Annotated in this window: 18 protein-coding genes and 1 pseudogene; 4 read left to right on the forward strand and 15 right to left on the reverse strand. The window is 42.9% G+C overall.

The genetic code is table 11. The features are described 5' to 3' along the window. Positions 1 to 6: 6 nt before the first annotated feature. The 12 genes and pseudogenes from cvpA to PluTT01m_RS26945 all read right to left on the reverse strand — a co-directional run bounded on the left by cvpA (position 7) and on the right by PluTT01m_RS26945 (position 8,709). Positions 7 to 513 (reverse strand): colicin V production protein, encoded by a 507-nt coding sequence (gene cvpA / locus PluTT01m_RS16350; RefSeq protein ID WP_011147376.1) that lies wholly within the window; start codon positions 511 to 513, stop codon positions 7 to 9. A gap of 214 nt (positions 514 to 727) precedes the next feature. Continuing rightward, a complete protein-coding gene (gene dedD, locus PluTT01m_RS16355; protein ID WP_011147377.1) occupies positions 728 to 1,411 on the reverse strand; it encodes a cell division protein DedD in 684 nt (227 codons plus the stop codon). Continuing rightward, entirely contained in the window at positions 1,401 to 2,699 is a 1,299-nt protein-coding gene (gene folC, locus PluTT01m_RS16360; protein ID WP_011147378.1) for a bifunctional tetrahydrofolate synthase/dihydrofolate synthase, read from the reverse strand. Before folC ends, dedD begins: the two co-directional genes overlap by 11 nt. Then, the gene (gene accD / locus PluTT01m_RS16365) at positions 2,692 to 3,636 is read right to left on the reverse strand and encodes an acetyl-CoA carboxylase, carboxyltransferase subunit beta (protein WP_011147379.1); all 945 of its coding nucleotides are present in this window, start codon (positions 3,634 to 3,636) and stop codon (positions 2,692 to 2,694) included. Before accD ends, folC begins: the two co-directional genes overlap by 8 nt. Positions 3,637 to 3,738: 102 nt before the next feature. Further along, on the reverse strand, positions 3,739 to 4,428 hold the full coding sequence (locus PluTT01m_RS16370; protein ID WP_041380194.1) for a DedA family protein: 690 nt from the start codon (positions 4,426 to 4,428) through the stop codon (positions 3,739 to 3,741). 46 nt (positions 4,429 to 4,474) lie between these two features. Then, positions 4,475 to 5,269 (reverse strand): tRNA pseudouridine(38-40) synthase TruA, encoded by a 795-nt coding sequence (truA, locus tag PluTT01m_RS16375; protein ID WP_173362530.1) that lies wholly within the window; start codon positions 5,267 to 5,269, stop codon positions 4,475 to 4,477. Positions 5,270 to 5,310: 41 nt separating this feature from the next. After that, on the reverse strand, positions 5,311 to 6,321 hold the full coding sequence (locus PluTT01m_RS16380) for an aspartate-semialdehyde dehydrogenase (protein ID WP_011147382.1): 1,011 nt from the start codon (positions 6,319 to 6,321) through the stop codon (positions 5,311 to 5,313). A gap of 51 nt (positions 6,322 to 6,372) precedes the next feature. Further along, positions 6,373 to 7,500, reverse strand: a complete 1,128-nt coding sequence (pdxB, locus tag PluTT01m_RS16385; RefSeq protein ID WP_011147383.1) for a 4-phosphoerythronate dehydrogenase PdxB — start codon at positions 7,498 to 7,500, stop codon at positions 6,373 to 6,375. A gap of 89 nt (positions 7,501 to 7,589) precedes the next feature. Continuing rightward, positions 7,590 to 7,679: pseudogene (locus PluTT01m_RS16390) on the reverse strand (AraC family transcriptional regulator); the annotation flags it as partial. Positions 7,680 to 7,963: 284 nt separating this feature from the next. Further along, complete coding sequence (locus tag PluTT01m_RS16395; RefSeq protein WP_041380197.1) at positions 7,964 to 8,206, reverse strand: hypothetical protein; 243 nt, start codon at positions 8,204 to 8,206, stop codon at positions 7,964 to 7,966. 91 nt (positions 8,207 to 8,297) lie between these two features. Further along, a complete protein-coding gene (locus PluTT01m_RS28290) occupies positions 8,298 to 8,552 on the reverse strand; it encodes a colicin Z C-terminal domain-related protein (RefSeq protein WP_158538248.1) in 255 nt (84 codons plus the stop codon). Positions 8,553 to 8,556: 4 nt separating this feature from the next. Continuing rightward, positions 8,557 to 8,709, reverse strand: coding sequence for a hypothetical protein (locus tag PluTT01m_RS26945; RefSeq protein ID WP_157852121.1), 153 nt, complete (start codon positions 8,707 to 8,709; stop codon positions 8,557 to 8,559). Between the two features lie 601 nt (positions 8,710 to 9,310). Between PluTT01m_RS26945 and PluTT01m_RS16410 the strand changes: the two genes are divergently transcribed. Then, positions 9,311 to 10,198, forward strand: a complete 888-nt coding sequence (locus PluTT01m_RS16410; protein WP_011147384.1) for a DMT family transporter — start codon at positions 9,311 to 9,313, stop codon at positions 10,196 to 10,198. On the opposite strand, the gene PluTT01m_RS16415 is transcribed toward PluTT01m_RS16410, so the two are convergent. The 3 genes from PluTT01m_RS16415 to PluTT01m_RS16425 form a co-directional block, all read right to left on the reverse strand. Further along, positions 10,195 to 11,616 carry a sensor histidine kinase gene (locus PluTT01m_RS16415; protein ID WP_011147385.1) on the reverse strand — a complete coding sequence of 474 codons (1,422 nt, stop codon included), beginning with the start codon at positions 11,614 to 11,616 and terminating at the stop codon, positions 10,195 to 10,197. The two genes, PluTT01m_RS16410 and PluTT01m_RS16415, sit on opposite strands and share 4 nt — an antisense overlap. Further along, entirely contained in the window at positions 11,603 to 12,280 is a 678-nt protein-coding gene (tctD, locus tag PluTT01m_RS16420) for a transcriptional regulator TctD (protein WP_011147386.1), read from the reverse strand. Before tctD ends, PluTT01m_RS16415 begins: the two co-directional genes overlap by 14 nt. A gap of 452 nt (positions 12,281 to 12,732) precedes the next feature. Next, positions 12,733 to 13,389, reverse strand: a complete 657-nt coding sequence (locus PluTT01m_RS16425; RefSeq protein WP_011147387.1) for a DUF7424 family protein — start codon at positions 13,387 to 13,389, stop codon at positions 12,733 to 12,735. Between the two features lie 376 nt (positions 13,390 to 13,765). Between PluTT01m_RS16425 and PluTT01m_RS16430 the strand changes: the two genes are divergently transcribed. From PluTT01m_RS16430 to PluTT01m_RS16440, 3 genes are read left to right on the forward strand one after another with little or no spacing between them, the layout of a single operon-like run. After that, positions 13,766 to 14,746, forward strand: a complete 981-nt coding sequence (locus PluTT01m_RS16430) for a Bug family tripartite tricarboxylate transporter substrate binding protein (RefSeq protein ID WP_011147388.1) — start codon at positions 13,766 to 13,768, stop codon at positions 14,744 to 14,746. A 13-nt stretch (positions 14,747 to 14,759) separates the two neighbouring features. After that, entirely contained in the window at positions 14,760 to 15,191 is a 432-nt protein-coding gene (locus tag PluTT01m_RS16435) for a tripartite tricarboxylate transporter TctB family protein (protein ID WP_011147389.1), read from the forward strand. 10 nt (positions 15,192 to 15,201) lie between these two features. Then, complete coding sequence (locus tag PluTT01m_RS16440) at positions 15,202 to 16,722, forward strand: tripartite tricarboxylate transporter permease (protein WP_011147390.1); 1,521 nt, start codon at positions 15,202 to 15,204, stop codon at positions 16,720 to 16,722. Positions 16,723 to 16,822: the final 100 nt, after the last annotated feature.

Genomic DNA, 16,822 nt, shown 5'->3' on the forward strand with positions numbered 1-16,822 from the left:
TCCTCATCAGCCAAACGGAGAGGTATATTTCTCCGGCAAGAAACTTGACGCATTTTGCAGGTAGTCAAAGAACCACCTTATGATATGACTGAATTGCGGGATCAATTGTGACTGTTTCCAATCCTCACTTCGAGCCAATGGTGTAAATGTATCCAGAAAAAACAGAATAGCAGCGACAATCAGCACACCACGCAATGCCCCAAAGCAGACCCCCAGTACTCGATCAGTACCTGACAATCCAGTCCGTTGCACAAGAGAACCTATCACATAGTTCACCATAGAACCGACAATCAACGTAGCAATAAACAGCAACGCAATAGCGATCCCGTTACGCACCAATTCATCTTCAAAACGGGTGAAATAGACCGCTAAGTAAGTATAGAAATGGCTTGCTACAAAGAAAGCACACCCCCAGGTGACCAGTGATAATGCCTCACGAATAAACCCACGAATCAGGCTAACTAATGCCGAGAAGCCAATAATGGCGATAATAGCGTAATCAATCCAAACCATGTTTTAATTCCAAAATAGACACCTCGGCATCCGTTTCAGGTGCATTCTAACAGAAAACGAAAACGTTTGCGTAGCAGATTTCCTATCCCACTGAAAATAATTAAGACGACGAATTTGAATAATTATCATCGCCGCAGTCACTTAATATTTACTTCTTCATGATAGTTGTCCTATTTGTCACATAGATTTGTCACATAGGCATTACCCACTTTTATTACGGCCTGTAACTCCTTACCTGCCCTTGTAATCCAGTCAAACTTTTCAATTCTGATAATGCCGAGTCAAGTTGTTGCTTAGACGCATTTGGACCGACATATATCCTCGTTAATTGCCCCTGAACCGGAGATGAAGGAACCGTATAAACCTGATAACCAGACAAACGCAGTCTGGCAACGATTTCATCTACCTTTCCGGCATTTTTCAAAGCACCCAGTTGTACGATATAAGCCTGCCCTTGCGGGGCTGTTTCAATCGGTTTAACTTCAGGTTTCGACTCTGACTTAATGTCTGGTTTAGACTTAAGCGCCGGTGCCGACGGCTTAGTATCTGGTTTTGGTTCAAGCTTAATCTGTGGTTGAGGCTTCACTTCTGGCTGAACAGCAGGAGGGACTATCGGCGCAAGCTGAGGAGTGGTAACCAATGGTATTTCCGGCTGCTCCAGTGTTTCTGGCTGCAATGCCTCTGTTTCATCTTCCAGAGGCACTGATAATATTGGTGGATTTAGAGGAGATATAGAGTCAATTTCTTGCTCATCCCCTGGCTTTGGAACCAAGGGAATTGATGCAAATTTATCTTCGTTATATTTCTTATTGCCGTCTAGCAACGCAGGCAGCACAATGACACCCAATGCTACCAATACAATTGTACCAACCAAACGATTCTGAAATTTACTTGCCACTTCCTTTCTCCCTGTCCAGAGCCTCCATGACATGCACTACCGTGTGGAATGAGCCACAAACGACAACAATATCTTGCTCATCAGCATCAACCATCGCCTGATGCCAAGCACTTTCCACATCAGTAAATATCCGTGGCTGTCCAAGATGCTGAGCCAGTGTCTGTGCATCTGCACCACGCTGTTCAGTCAACGGAGCGCAATACCACTCATTTATTTGCTGTGACAGGCAAGTCAGTGTACCGGCAATATCTTTATCACCTAGCATACCCACTACACCAAGGATTCTACTGCCCGGCTGACGGGGCAACTGGGCCAATTTCTGTACCAGATAAGCCGCCGCATGGGGATTATGAGCCACATCCAAGATCAACAATGGCTTTTCACGAACTATCTGGAAACGCCCAGGCAACTGCGCATTCTGTAGCCCTTGATGGATTGCACTCTCATTAATAGCTCGACTGACTTTATCATCTTGTCGTAACAGGCAACAAATAACACCCATCGCCGTTGCGGCATTCATCAGAGGAACATTTGGCAAAGGTAAGTTGCTAAATAGCCTATCATCAGATTGCCAGTGCCAGTTTTTATTCTGTTGAGAGAAACGCCAGTCAATGCCACAACGGAACAACTTGGCTCCTAATTCACCCGCAACTTCCGCAATAGAAGATGGCATATCCGGCTCACCGACCACGGCAAAGCGATCTTTACGGAAAATCCCTGCTTTCTCACGACCAATATGTTCGCGATCGGCACCCAACCAATCAATATGATCAATTGCAATACTGGTAATCGCGGCAATATCGGCATCCACAATATTTGTCGCATCCAGTCGCCCACCTAAGCCTACTTCTAAGATGACCACATCCAAACAAGCTTGTTTAAACAGTTGCAAAGCCGCTAATGTGCCATATTCAAAATAAGTCAGCGAAATATCACCGCGACGAGATTCAATATCCGCAAATACACGACAGAATTCCTGTTCAGGTAACTCTTTACCCTGAATACGAACTCTTTCGGTATAACGTACAAGATGCGGAGAGCTGTAAACACCCACTCTCAGCCCAGCCGCCAACAGAATAGATTCTATCGTGCAACAGGTAGTACCTTTACCATTAGTACCGGATACGGTTATCACCTTAGGTGCAGGATTAACCAACGCCAAAGTTCGGGCAAGTTTCCCCACACGCTCAAGCCCCATATCAATGGCCGTAGTATGCAGGTTCCCAAGGTAGGAAAGCCACGTCATCAATGGCGACGTGGCTTGAGGAATTTGTAAAGTGTCAGGCATCTTCTTTATTGGTACTTATTTGAATATCCGCCTCAACATCAGCGGGTTCTGCCACAAATTCAGCAACAATTGGCTTAGTACCTGGCTGCGACTGATGAGTTAGTTTAGAAAGTAAACTTGCAAGTGTGTCACGCATTTCAGGACGACGAACAATCATGTCAATCGCTCCCTTTGCCAGCAAAAACTCACTACGCTGGAAACCGGACGGTAATTTTTCACGAACAGTCTGCTCAATCACTCGTGGCCCGGCAAAACCAATCAATGCTTTTGGTTCAGCAATATTGATATCACCCAACATCGCCAGACTTGCTGAAACACCGCCCATTGTCGGATCGGTCATGATAGAGATATAAGGCAAACCACGTTCCTGCATTTTTGCTAAAGCAGCACTGGTTTTCGCCATCTGCATCAGTGACATCAATGCTTCTTGCATACGAGCGCCACCACTGGAAGAAAAACAAATCAGAGGACAATTGTCTGCCAACGCCTGTTCTACGGCACGGACAAAACGGGCACCAACAACCGAAGCCATAGAACCGCCCATAAATGCAAATTCAAAAGCAGCAGCAACAACTGACATACCACTCAGGGTACCTTTCATCACGACTAACGCATCTTTTTCTTGGGTTTGCTTCTGCGCCGCTGATATACGATCTTTATACTTTTTGGAATCGCGGAATTTAAGAATATCTTTTGGCTCTAATTCCCCCCCTAATTCCGTCGTTGCTCCTTCATCAAGGAATGTAGCCAATCGGGTACGCGCCGAAATACGCATGTGATGATCACATTTAGGGCAAACCTCAAGATTGCGCTCTAGCTCAGCACGGTAGAGCACCTGACTGCAACTATCACATTTAGTCCAAACCCCTTCTGGGATATTCGCTTTACGCGTTTGGGTAATGTTGCTTTTATTAAGAATTTTTTCAATCCAGCTCATTGAATGATCTTTCCGTCTGAATCTGGCTTATGCCAGTTTTGTTATTGTGTGCCATTAAACCACAATGCTATTACAGTGTGGATAAAAAACTGCTCAAACCTGTTACCGGTTATCACTCTTCTGCTTCATCACCGTACGACGATGACGCCAGATTTCAATCACTCCGGGCAGGATTGAAATAAAGATGATAGCGACAATCAACAGTTTCAAATTCTGTTGTACCATTGGCATATCACCGAATATATAACCAGAATAGGTGAATAACAGTACCCATACTAGTGCGCCAATCACGTTATAAGCAGCAAAACGACGATAAGACATTTTCCCCATACCTGCAACGAATGGTGCAAATGTTCTGATAATTGGTACAAATCGCGCCAAAATAATTGCCTTCCCACCATGTTTTTCATAAAACTCATGTGTTTTATCTAAATAACTGCGGCGGAAAATTTTTGAATTTGGATTAGTAAATAACCTTTCGCCAAAGATGCGACCAATAGCATAGTTCACTGCATCACCAATAATAGCCGCAATAATCATCAATGCCACCATGATATGCACATTCAGATCATTTGAGCCCAGAGCCGCTAAAGCGCCGGCAACAAATAACAGCGAATCTCCCGGTAGAAACGGAGTAATCACTAACCCTGTTTCACAAAATAAAATCAGAAACAAAATGCCATATACCCAATCACCATATTGTGCGACCAGTTCGGCTAAATGAATGTCAATATGGAGAATGAAATCAATAATAAATTTAGCAAAATCAACAAAATGAGTCAGAAATTCCATAATATTCCCCACTATGCCAAAACATCCGTGTCGGCAACTAGAAATGTTAAATCAGATCATCTGCCAAAAACAGAGGTCCCATAACAGCGCAAGGCAAATCAAATTGCACCGGATAATCAACAGCAACCAGATACAACCCTGCGGCTTTTGCCGTCGCAGCGGCTTTCGCCCGATCTTTTAAAGCAAGCAACTGGGCCATCCAGTTAATATCCTGATTCCCACAGCCAATTTCCATCAGACTACCCGCAATATTACGCACCATATGATGCACAAAAGCATTGGCTTTAATATCTATGACAACGTAATGTCCGTAACGATTGACATTAATATGCATCACATTACGCCAAGGCGTTTTAGATTGGCATTGAACTGCACGGAAAGAGGTAAAATCATTTTCTCCTAATATACATTGCGCAGCCTGATGCATCCGCTTTTCATCCAGTGGATAGTGAAAATGGGTCACACCATTGGCCAGCACTGCTGGACGATAACGATGATTAAAAATAATGTAACGATATCGCCGAGCAGTTGCACTAAAACGGGCATGGAAACCCTCATCCACGGTTTTCACCCAACGAACAGCAATATCTGGCGGTAAATGTACGTTCACGCCCATTGTCCACGCCGCATCCTTGCGCTGAACAGACGTTTCAAAATGCACAACCTGCCCTGTTGCATGTACTCCAGCATCGGTCCGACCAGCACAAAATACCGATATGGGTTCATCGGCGACTTTTGATAGTGCTTCCTCAAGGCATCCCTGAACACTTTTTACTTCCTGCTGACGCTGCCAGCCATAATATCGGCTGCCATCGTACTCAATTCCCAATGCAATTTTCATCTTTGAACCTGGCACAGATTCTGTTTGTTCTGTACCGAACATCAGTAAAATTGCTCCTGAATCAGTTTTTCCGCTGTCTCAACAGCCATTAATGCACCACCAAACCGGATGTTATCGGCCACAGACCAGAATTGTAATATTTCCGGCATACCATAATCATGGCGCAAACAACCAATACTCAGCACATCATTACCCGATGCTTCCGTCACTGGAGTTGGATAATCGCCTTCATCTGCAACGTTAATATCAACCATCCGCTCTAATTCTTCTCGAACTTCTTCCACCCCAACCGGACGCAATGTTTCCAAATGGACTACTTGAGCATTGCCATAAAAAACGGAAGACTGAACGCAACTCACTGAAATGGGTAATCCCTCATCCTGTAAAATTTTGCGTATCTGATCCACAAGGAGACGCTCTTCACGCACAGAACCTTCAGCTTCTGTTGGCAACGGCAAAAGATTAAATGCCAGTTGTTTACTGAAATGACCTGGCTCCGGTGGAATGCCATTAAGCAAACGGGCGCTCTGTCCAGCTAATTCATCAACGGCCGCTTTGCCGTGAACAGAAACAGAAAACAGATTAGTCAAATGCAAACGTGCAATTCCAGCCGCATCCACCAGCGGTTTAATGGCTGTCAGTACCTGACTGGTCATACTATCTGCTAAGGCAATAATATTTCGGTTACGATAATCCGCCAAAACATGAGGATTCACCCCTGGAACAACTAAAGGTACATCAGGCTCCATAGCAAACAACCCACTGCTATCGATAACCAAACAACCTTCTTCTGTCGCTTTTTCAACATATTGTGCCGTAGCCTCTAATCCAGCCACAAAAAAAGCGAGCTGTACCTGTGACCAGTCAAAATCAGCAGCATCACCAACAACAAAATTTTTGCCATTAAAACGCAAGCTTTCACCGGCACTACGCTCACTGGCGAGAGGATACAATTCACCAACGGGAAACTGACGCTCTTGTAATAACGCCAATATCGCTTCACCTACTGCCCCTGTCGCACCCAATAGGGCAATATTCCAACCTTCTGACATGTTGGTTTTCTCCATCTATCTTTCTGACATGTAGATATATTTCTGCACGGATTAAATCAGTTCTGTACTGAAACCAAGAGCAGCTAGCAACTCAGCACTCTCTCTATTATCACAACATACAGTTAGGGATGACCATTCCCGGCGTTCTAAATAGTTTTTACGCAGATAATCAAATTGCCCTTTTTGACCGGCAACTTGCCGTAACGGGGTATCATCGCGGCGTACATCATACACTAAATGCATCAACCGCTTCAGTGTGCTTTGAGTGACATTCCCATGTAGGGTAACCCGGCTGAAATCTGGTTCTGGCAATAAATCAGATAAAGCCACTTTACGGGGTTGACCAAGGAATTCACAGTAAGCTTCAAATACCTGTGTGGTACCACGCGCTTTACCTTCGAGGGTATAACCCGCGATATGCGGTGTACCAATATCAACTAATTCCAGTAATGGTAGGGATAAATCAGGTTCCGGCTCCCATACATCCAGAACAACACGGAGTTTCTTGCCACATTTCAATGCAGTAAGCAGCGCTTGATTATCAATAACTTCACCGCGACTGGCGTTAATCAATATGCGGTTATCCGGCAAAACCGACAATAATTCCACATCCACCAGATGATGTGTTTTATACGGACCTGATTTATTGAGTGGCGTATGGAATGTCAGAATATCCGCCTCTTTAACCAATTTTTCCAGTGACCAAAATTCACCAGCGTCCCCTCTGTCAGCTCTTGGAGGATCACATAAAAGTGTCCGGATACCAAGGACGGCTAACCGTTCAGCCAGTCTACTTCCGACATTACCGACACCAACGATTCCGACAACTTTATCCTTAAGCTCAAAATTATCACGTTCCGCCAGCAACATTAACGCTGAGAAAACATATTCAACCACAGCAATGGCATTACATCCCGGCGCTGCTGAAAACCCAATTCCTGCCTGTGATAACCATGACTGATCCACATGGTCAGTCCCTGCCGTTGCCGTACCGATAAATTTTACCGCGCGGCCTTTCAGTAATTCTTCATTAACTTTAGTCACTGAGCGGACCATAAATGCATCAGCATGATCCAGTACACCTTCCGGTACCGGACGCCCCGGAATAGCTTGTACATCCCCCAATTGCTGAAATAGTTGATCAGCATAAGGCATATTTTCATCAACCAGAATCTTCACTTAATTCCATCCTGTGGCATTAAAACTGACGTAGCGAGCTATTCTGCCATTTAATTATAACAAAACCCATAATAACGGTTTTTTTGTTGTTAACTTTTCCTGAAACGTTCCGGTGTCGTGCCTGCCAATTGCTGAAACATAGCGATAAAAGCAGAAGATGAGCTATAACCCACATCAAAAAAGTTGGCTGTATTCACGCCCCCCCGATCACATAGTTATCTATGCTCCCAGGGATTCGTTTCCTTACCGTCGCGATGCATCTTGAAATCCATAGGGTATAATTGATTTTTTAGCAAGGAACTGATTACTATTTAGTTTTTCAATATATCAACGATATTCATGGCTTGTTGTGTATCTTTTACCGCCATTCTGAATGAAGGGCCTAAAGCAGTTTGGATGGTATTCAATATAATAGGTATACCTTTGAATGATATTGTCACTTGGGAGCCGATATTTTTATTGATTAATGTATCAAGGTAGGGAAAACAGGGTTTATTTTTTTTACCACTATTGCTAATTGGTTATTACCGCCTTCATCTACCCCTATATAATCGATTTGATCTGTACAGGCTCGGGTTAAGATAAATTTATCACCGGATGAGAATGTAAATTTCAATCCATCTTCTCTTTGTACTTGTTTATCTGGATTACTAGAACACCCTGTTATGGCAGATATAAGTAACATAATAACCAATAAATTTCTCATAATTTTGATCCTACTATACTGAACGATTTTACAGAATATAGCCCTACTTAAAGTTCGGGTAGGGCTGCAATTAACAGTATATTAAAATAAATTACCAAGTAATTCTAATGTTTTGTCCTATAGAATGACTTCTACACCTGATTCTATCTGTTCCTATTCCGCCGTTACTACGGACCAGATAATCACCAGGGCCTATAGTTTGTATCGTTTTTAGTGTTGGTTCATCTACATATTGTATTTCAACGAAAAAAGTGGATGGAGCCTGTGATTCTGTATCGAAAGTATATCTATACCCGTTATCCTTCAAGTTGCCTCTTTGTTGGCTGCACTCGCTCACCCCGGTCACATCGTTACCTATGCTCCCGGGGATTCACTCCCTTGCCGCCGCGAAGCATCTTGAAATCCATAGGGTATAACACCGTGGCTGTTACTACCAAACCATCCTTGTAAATCAATCCAAGGCCCCAAAAACCGGGTGGAGCATAAGCTTGAGCTGCTGGCATATTTAACTCCTTAAATATAAAAAGTTAGTTATGTTGGCAAAAAAACGATATTTCAAAGGACTCTTTTATTATAATAAGAATTTCATTTATTATAATTTATTTTTATGTTTTATATGTGTTTATATTTAACATACTGTTTTCAAATGAAATTTTTCACATGAGAACTCTTAGCTCGTTGATTCCTCTTTTGACTGTGATCATCAGTATATTTGTCTTACGTGTTGTCCCCACTGTTGGCCTTGCTCTTGGAACCGTTCTATCTCTGTCTGGTTTAATCTGATTGATCAGCGCCGGTGATCCCATATCATTATTGCAACACGGTTTAGTACTACAGCCGTAGATACCAGAAAGTTGCATTTTCTTTGATGCTCACAATTCTGAGAAACCGCATGAATTAAGCTTTTCTATGAGTGTCTTTTCTGTTAAGAGAAATAAGTACGGCTGTCGTATTAGGCCACGGCGAATTGATGATGTTACTTGCTTCCATCTCCTACGCACTCTTTGGCGTATTAACCAAACATAAATCCATAGGATATGTATATAATAAATCAGACACTATTAGACTAAACACACTCATTTTTATCTCAATGCGACTATCTATATGAATATAATTTTCCCGTTTCTAGCAGTCCTGATTTGGTCAATTAATGCCGTAGTAAGTAAAGCCTCCGCTACAGCTATTGATCCGGCGGCAATTTCTTTTTATCGCTGGTTCCTAGCCTTTCTCACATTAACCCCCTTTGTTGTACTCTCGGTCATTCGGCGATGGAAAACAATCTGTCAATATTGGTGGAAATTATTAATTCTTGGCGCACTTGGCATGGTACTTTATCAAAGCTTGGCCTATTACGCTGCGCACAGTATCAGTGCAACATTTATGGGAATTCTTAGCTCATTGATTCCTCTTTTGACTGTGATCATCAGTATATTTGTTTTACGTGTTGTCCCCACTGTCGGCCTTGCTCTTGGTACCGTTCTATCTCTGTCTGGTTTAATCTGGTTGGTCAGCGCCGGTGATCCCATATCATTATTGCAACACGGTTTAGGCCGCGGCGAATTGATGATGTTGCTTGCTTCCATCTCCTACGCACTCTATGGCGTATTAACCAAACATTGGTCTATTCCATTACCCAACTGGCAATCCCTATATGTACAAATCACTTTTGGTGTCCTGTTATTACTGCCAAATTTCCTATTGACCAAAGATGTTCAATTGAATGCCAGCAATATCTCGTTAGTCTTATTCGCCGGTATTCCAGCTTCGATCATTGCCCCCTATTTATGGATACAAGGCGTCATAAAACTTGGTGCGAATACCACCACCATATTTATGAATTTGACGCCGATATTTACAGCTATTATCGCTATTCTGGTTCTGCATGAAGAGATGCACAGTTACCACCTGATTGGTGGCAGTATAACGTTATTAGGCGTTATACTGGCACAGCAACTACGTACCCCTCTTATTAGAAAAACCTCAGGAAATTAATCATCAGAAAGCCTAAAAGGGATTCTTACTAATAAACCGCCCAGTGTTTCACTGGGCAATAATTGGGGATGAGTACCATGATAAATACCGATATCTTTTACCAGAGCTAATCCTAATCCTGCCCCTTCATGCCCCGCAGCATTATCAAGACGATTAAAAGCCATCAGAGACAAATTGACGTCTTCTTTAGCAATCCCCGGCCCACTGTCATCCACTTCCAAATAACAATATGTCTTACAAGAGTTGAGAATCACTCTAGCCGTAACAATGCCACCTTCCGGTGTATATTTAATTGCATTGTCCAATAAATTAGCACACATTTCCGTCAGTAATACAGGTTCCCCCTTGATCCATTGAGCATTTTCGCCTTCATAACCCAAATCAATATTCTTACTTTCAGCCTGTTGCAAACGAGAAAAACATGCCTGTTGCAACAATTCGACTAGATTAACCGGCCTATAATCCCGAACGGCCTCCTTTTCATGCGCTTTCAAACGAGAAAGTTGTAATAAACGATCCGTCAGAGAGATAGTGTTATCCAATGTACTATCAATGGCCTGTAAGCTTTCTTTCCATTGCGCTGGATCTTTGCTGGCAAGCGCTACCGCTACTTGCGTTTTTAATACTGTTAATGGCGTTCTAAGTTGGTGAGAAGCATCCGCACTGAACCTCTCCTGCCGACTCACCATCAATTTCAGTCGCTCTATATAACGATTAAATGCATATAACAATGGGGAAAGTTCCGACCAAGGCAACATATCCGGTAACGGAGTAAGATCATTTGCGGGACGACGGACCATGACGCCAGAAAGTTTATGTAGCGGTTTAAGTAACTGCTTCAACAGAAAATAAGCCAGAATCAGAGTCAACCCAACCACGGTTCCTTGGCTCATCAAAGAAGATATTAATAATTGTTGCGCAAGATAATGACGGGAAGCCACTGTTTCAGCAACTAGTATCAACGCCATTCCCATCATTCCCCCTTCATTGATCGGCTGATAAAGGGCAGCAACCCGAATGGGCCGGCCGTGATATTCAGCATCATAAAAATAAACTAGAGCCGTGTATAAATTGGAGCGAAGCGTATCTTTAGGGATCAAAGGCAAATCATCATAACCGGAAATTATTTCCCCTTCGGGTGATAACACCTGATAAAACAGCCTATCATTCATATTTCGCTCAAAACTATCCAGAACCACATAAGGTACATCGACAATTAATTGGTTATTTTTAACAGTCAGCCGTTCTGCCACAGTTCGAGCAGATGCCAATAAAGTACGGTCATAAGCCAATGTCGCCGCATTCTCTGCACTAAAATAATGGGTGCCAACCGATAAACAACCCAACACAAACAATGGGACACCAAAAAACAAGAGTAACTGATGAAACAATGAGTTCGGTACTTTAAACCATGTCATCTTTCTGACGCTCCAGACGATAGCCTAATCCCCGTAATGTACTGATCCCCACATTACTGCCTGATAATTTTTTCCGAATCCGGTGCACATAAAGTTCAATACTTTGTGGATTCGCTTCATCTGACAGTGCAAATACCTGTTCAAAGAGCTGTTGTTTAGAAACAGGCCTCCCCCGACGATGGAACAATGTTGTCAAAACCGAAAGTTCCCTTGGTGTCAAAGCCAATGGCTCATCGTTCAGAACAAAGTAACCATCATCCTGATAAACAAGGGAGCCGAATGTCAGCGTCTCCTGTAGAACACCTGCACTACGACGAAGTAATGCCCGGATACGTGCTTCCAATTCCTGTAAATCAAAAGGTTTCGTCAGATAATCATCGGCACCAGAATTAAGCCCTTTCACTCGCTCAGAAACATCAGTTTTCGCCGTTAATAATAATACCGGCAAATTTTGCCCACGCTTACGCAAACGAACTAATAGAGAAAGCCCATCCAACCTAGGCAAAGAAACATCCAGAATCAATAATGCATAGTTTTCTGTCTGTAATAATTGATCAGCAACTATACCATCACTAGCAACATCTACGGCAAATCCTGAACTACTCAGTGCTTTTTGCAGCCAATGCAATAATTCAGGGTGGTCTTCCACTAAAAGTAAACGCATATTTTCAATATCTAATCGATTAATATATACCCGTTATCTTTCAAGTTGCCTCTTTGTTGGCTGCACTCACCCCCGGTCACATCGTTATCTATGCTCCCGGGGATTCGCTCCCTTGCCGTCGCGATCCATCTTGAAATCCATTGGGTATAAATATAATTACAGATATAACTATATTTCCAGTTTATACCCGTTATCTTTCAAATTGCCTCTTTGTTGGCTGCACTCGCTCACCCCGGTCACATAGTTATCCATGCTCTCGGGGATTCGCTCCCTTGCCGTCGCGATGCATCTTGAAATCCATAGGGTATATCGCCACACCTATTTTTCTGAAAAATAGTCAGACACTAACTCAATTCAACTTAATTCCATTTTCATGCCAAAATACTTCGCTATAAATAACAGGGTATTTTGCCATACCAAATTAAGTAATAGATCTCTATTACCGCTTCCATTTACTCAGATATTGCCATGAGCACAGGAGTAAAATCAAAACGTTCATCCAATGCAGACGCCACAGAGACATTAGACAAAGTGAGTTTTATTTCACTACCTACTTTTAAACTAAAATTCGATATCACCATCGGCTCTTTATCATTAAGGAATGCGGATAAACCCGTCATTTTTAAAACTTCACCAGTATCATTCTTAATATTAATTGAAATTTTGGTCTTTGATGCCATTGAACTATCTATCTGGTTAATTTTCTCCTTTATCGCTTTTGGTACGCTTATCACCAAGATATCTGCGCCATTACCATAAAGATGAATGCCCTTAGTAGAACCAGTTATACTTGAATTCCCTACACTCACAGGAACTTTAAAGTGAGCAAACGAATCCATACTTTTTCTAAAACATTCCACGTATTCCGCATTGGCAAAAATAGCCGGTACTTTTTCTTGAGTGTCTAACAATGATTTTGATGATTGTCTGGAATCTTTATAATCACCACAGGCACTGACTTCAACTAACAAATCAGATGTCACCGTTTTAACTTGTTCAGATAACAGTTGGTTAACAGATACCGAAGTACTGAGTTCTGTTTTACATCCCGCCAAAGTAAAAGCCATAGCACTACCCATAGCACTGCAAAGAATCAATTTTCTCATCATTTCCTCAATTCAGACTTCCTCAAGATAAAGTCTGATTATATTCAATAAATTTTCCATTTAATTTGACACATTGCATAAATAAATAATTACCATTTGCATAATACCTCCTTAGTCGAATGTAAAGTTACCGCGAGTAAAACAGAACAACATCAAAACTACGAGAAACTTACAACAAACCAAAACAAAAAAGGAAGCCTGTAGCCATTTGTAAACTCATTAATGCGAAACGCTACGCAAATTTAAGCGATTGAAATCACATATCAACAACTTTTCTTGTTACTGAAAGGTAAATGAAAGGTTTTGTTATTACTAATTAAGCCAACCAGGTCTGTTTGTAGTGATTATATCTTACAAGGGTATTGATGAGAGCAAACAAATGAAAACTATAACGATCAAGATGTTAGCGGCAACCGCTTTACTATTTGGCACAAGTAGTGTTTTTGCTGCCAGTGCACCTAACCGGACCGAATGTATTGCCCCTGCAAAACCGGGTGGCGGGTTCGACCTGACCTGCAAGCTGGTCCAAGTTTCACTACTGGATACGAAAGAGATCAGCAAGCCTATGCGTGTCACTTTTATGCCCGGTGGTGTTGGTGCTGTCGCTTACAATGCTATCGTCGCACAGCGACCTACTGAAGCAGGAACCATTGTCGCCTTTTCTGGCGGCTCTCTACTCAATTTGTCTCAGGGAAAATTTGGTCGCTATAACGTTAACGATGTTCGCTGGCTGGCAAGTGTTGGTACTGATTATGGAATGATCGCTGTCCGTGCCGATTCACCTTACCGTACCCTGAACGATTTGATGAATGCTTTTAAGGATAATCCCAGCAGCATTGTATTTGGTGCCGGCGCTTCTATCGGTAGTCAGGACTGGATGAAAACCGCACTGCTGGCAAAAGAGGTTGGAATTGATCCTCACAAAATGCGTTATGTCGCTTTTGAGGGAGGAGGTGAACCTATCACCGCCCTGCTGGGTAATCATATTCAGGCGGTTTCCGGTGATCTGAGCGAGATGGTACCTTATCTGAATGGAGACAAAATCCGGGTTCTGGCTGTTTATGCAGATAAACGACTGGATGGTGATTTAGCCAATATTCCTACTGCCAAAGAGCAAGGTTATGACCTGATATGGCCAATTATCCGTGGATTTTACATGGGACCAAAAGTTTCTGACGAAGAGTATCAATGGTGGGTTGATGCTTTTAATAAACTACAACAAACAGATGCTTTTAAAAAACAACGTGATATCCGTGGGTTATTTGAATTCAACATGACCGGCAAAGAGTTGGACAGCTATGTGAAAAAACAGGTTGAACAATATCGTGAACAAGCCAGAGCTTTTGGTTTAGCCAAATAACAGAGTCATCATCATGAACGATCGTATCTTTGCTACTATCTGGTTAGTACTCTGTGCCATTGGGATAGTTATTGGTTGGGGAATTCAGAGCGAATACACTTATGAACCTCTGGGGCCCAGACCTTTCCCAATGATCATTCTGTCTCTGATGGCACTCTGTGCTTTACTACTACTTTTCAAAAAACCAGAGCAGAGCAATTGGCCTAGTGCCCCCGTTATCCGTCGCCTAATGCTGTTGATTCTCTCTTTGGTTATTTATGGTTGGTCATTCGAGTGGCTTGGTTTTCCTCTGGCTACAGCGCTGCTGACATTCAGTGTCGCGCTGTTGTTTAACGCAACACTGCCTGCCGCAATCATTTCCGGGGTGTTCCTTGGCGTCACATTATATTTCGCCTTTGACCGCTTACTTGACGTAACCCTGCCTCTCGGTAGCTGGCTCAACTGACGGAGAATTTATGGAAACCTGGATGTATCTCAGTCAAGGGTTTGAGGTTGCAATGGTGCCGCAAAACCTGATTATTGCTTTAATTGGCTGTTTTGTCGGTACGATTGTTGGGCTGTTACCGGGGCTTGGGCCAATTAATGGTGTCGCGATTCTGCTGCCACTGGCTTTCGCTTTAAAACTGCCTGCTGAATCTGCCCTGATCTTATTGGCAACTGTTTATATCGGTTGTGAGTATGGTGGGCGTATATCATCGATTCTGCTGAATGTTCCCGGTGATGCCGCTGCCATTATGACCGCATTAGATGGTTATCCGATGGCCAAACAGGGCCGTGCAGGTGTGGCGCTATCTATTTCCGCGGTAAGTTCTTTCTGTGGTTCTTTGCTGGCAATTTTCGGCATTATTTTGTTTGCACCATTACTGGCGCAGTGGTCACTGGCTTTCGGCCCTGCTGAATATTTTGCACTTATGGTTTTTGCTATTGCTTGTCTGGGTAGCATGATGAGCCAGAATCCGCTGAAATCACTATTAGCAGCATTAATAGGATTGGGTCTGGCAACTGTCGGAGTAGACGCCAACACCGGGGTTTATCGTTTTACTTTCGACAACGTTCATCTGTCAGATGGCATTCAATTTATTGTTGTGGTAATAGGTCTGTTTTCTGTCAGCGAAATTTTGCTGATGTTAGAGAGTACCTCGGCCGGCAAAACCATTATCCGCAAAACAGGCCGTCTGCTGTTCAATCGCAAGGAAGCGGCTGAATGCGCTATGCCAACGCTTAGATCATCCTTTATCGGTTTCTTTGTCGGTATTTTGCCTGGTGCAGGAGCGACTATTGCCAGCGCAATTACCTACATGACTGAGAAGAAGCTCAGTGGGAATAGCGATTCATTTGGTAAAGGTGATATTCGCGGCGTAGCAGCACCAGAAGCGGCTAATAATGCTTCGGCCTGTGGCTCCTTTATTCCAATGCTAACATTAGGCGTGCCAGGTTCAGGTACCACTGCCGTTATGATGGGGGCATTAACGCTCTATAATATTACGCCTGGGCCGGGAATGTTCACTGAACAACCGGATATCGTCTGGGGGTTAATTGCGGCTTTATTGATTGCCAATATTATCCTACTGATTATGAATATCCCAATGATAGGTCTATTTACACGGATGCTCACTATCCCACTCTGGTTCCTTGTTCCAGCGATTGCTACTGTTTCAGCGGTTGGTGTATATGCCATACACAGTACGACATTTGATCTTCTGTTGATGGTAGGATTGGGTATTTTTGGCTACATTCTGAGAAAGATGAATTTCCCGATGTCGCCATTAATCCTCGGTTTCGTATTGGGAGAAATGCTGGAACAAAATTTACGTCGCGCACTTTCTATTAGTAATGGAGAATTTGGCATTCTGTGGAGCAGCACAATTACTCAGAGTTTATTGATACTAGCAGCTCTGGTTCTGATTATTCCACCAATATTACGAATTATCCGTAAGCGCCGTATTCAGCAAATGGCTACTGAAAATAAAACGTAACAAATAAAAGCCTATAATATTACAAGATCATCATTATTATATACCCTATGGATTTCAAGATGCATCGCGGCGGCAAGGGAGCGAATCCCCGGGAGCATAG

It is taken from the genome of Photorhabdus laumondii subsp. laumondii, assembly GCF_003343245.1.
Lineage (GTDB): Bacteria > Pseudomonadota > Gammaproteobacteria > Enterobacterales > Enterobacteriaceae > Photorhabdus > Photorhabdus laumondii.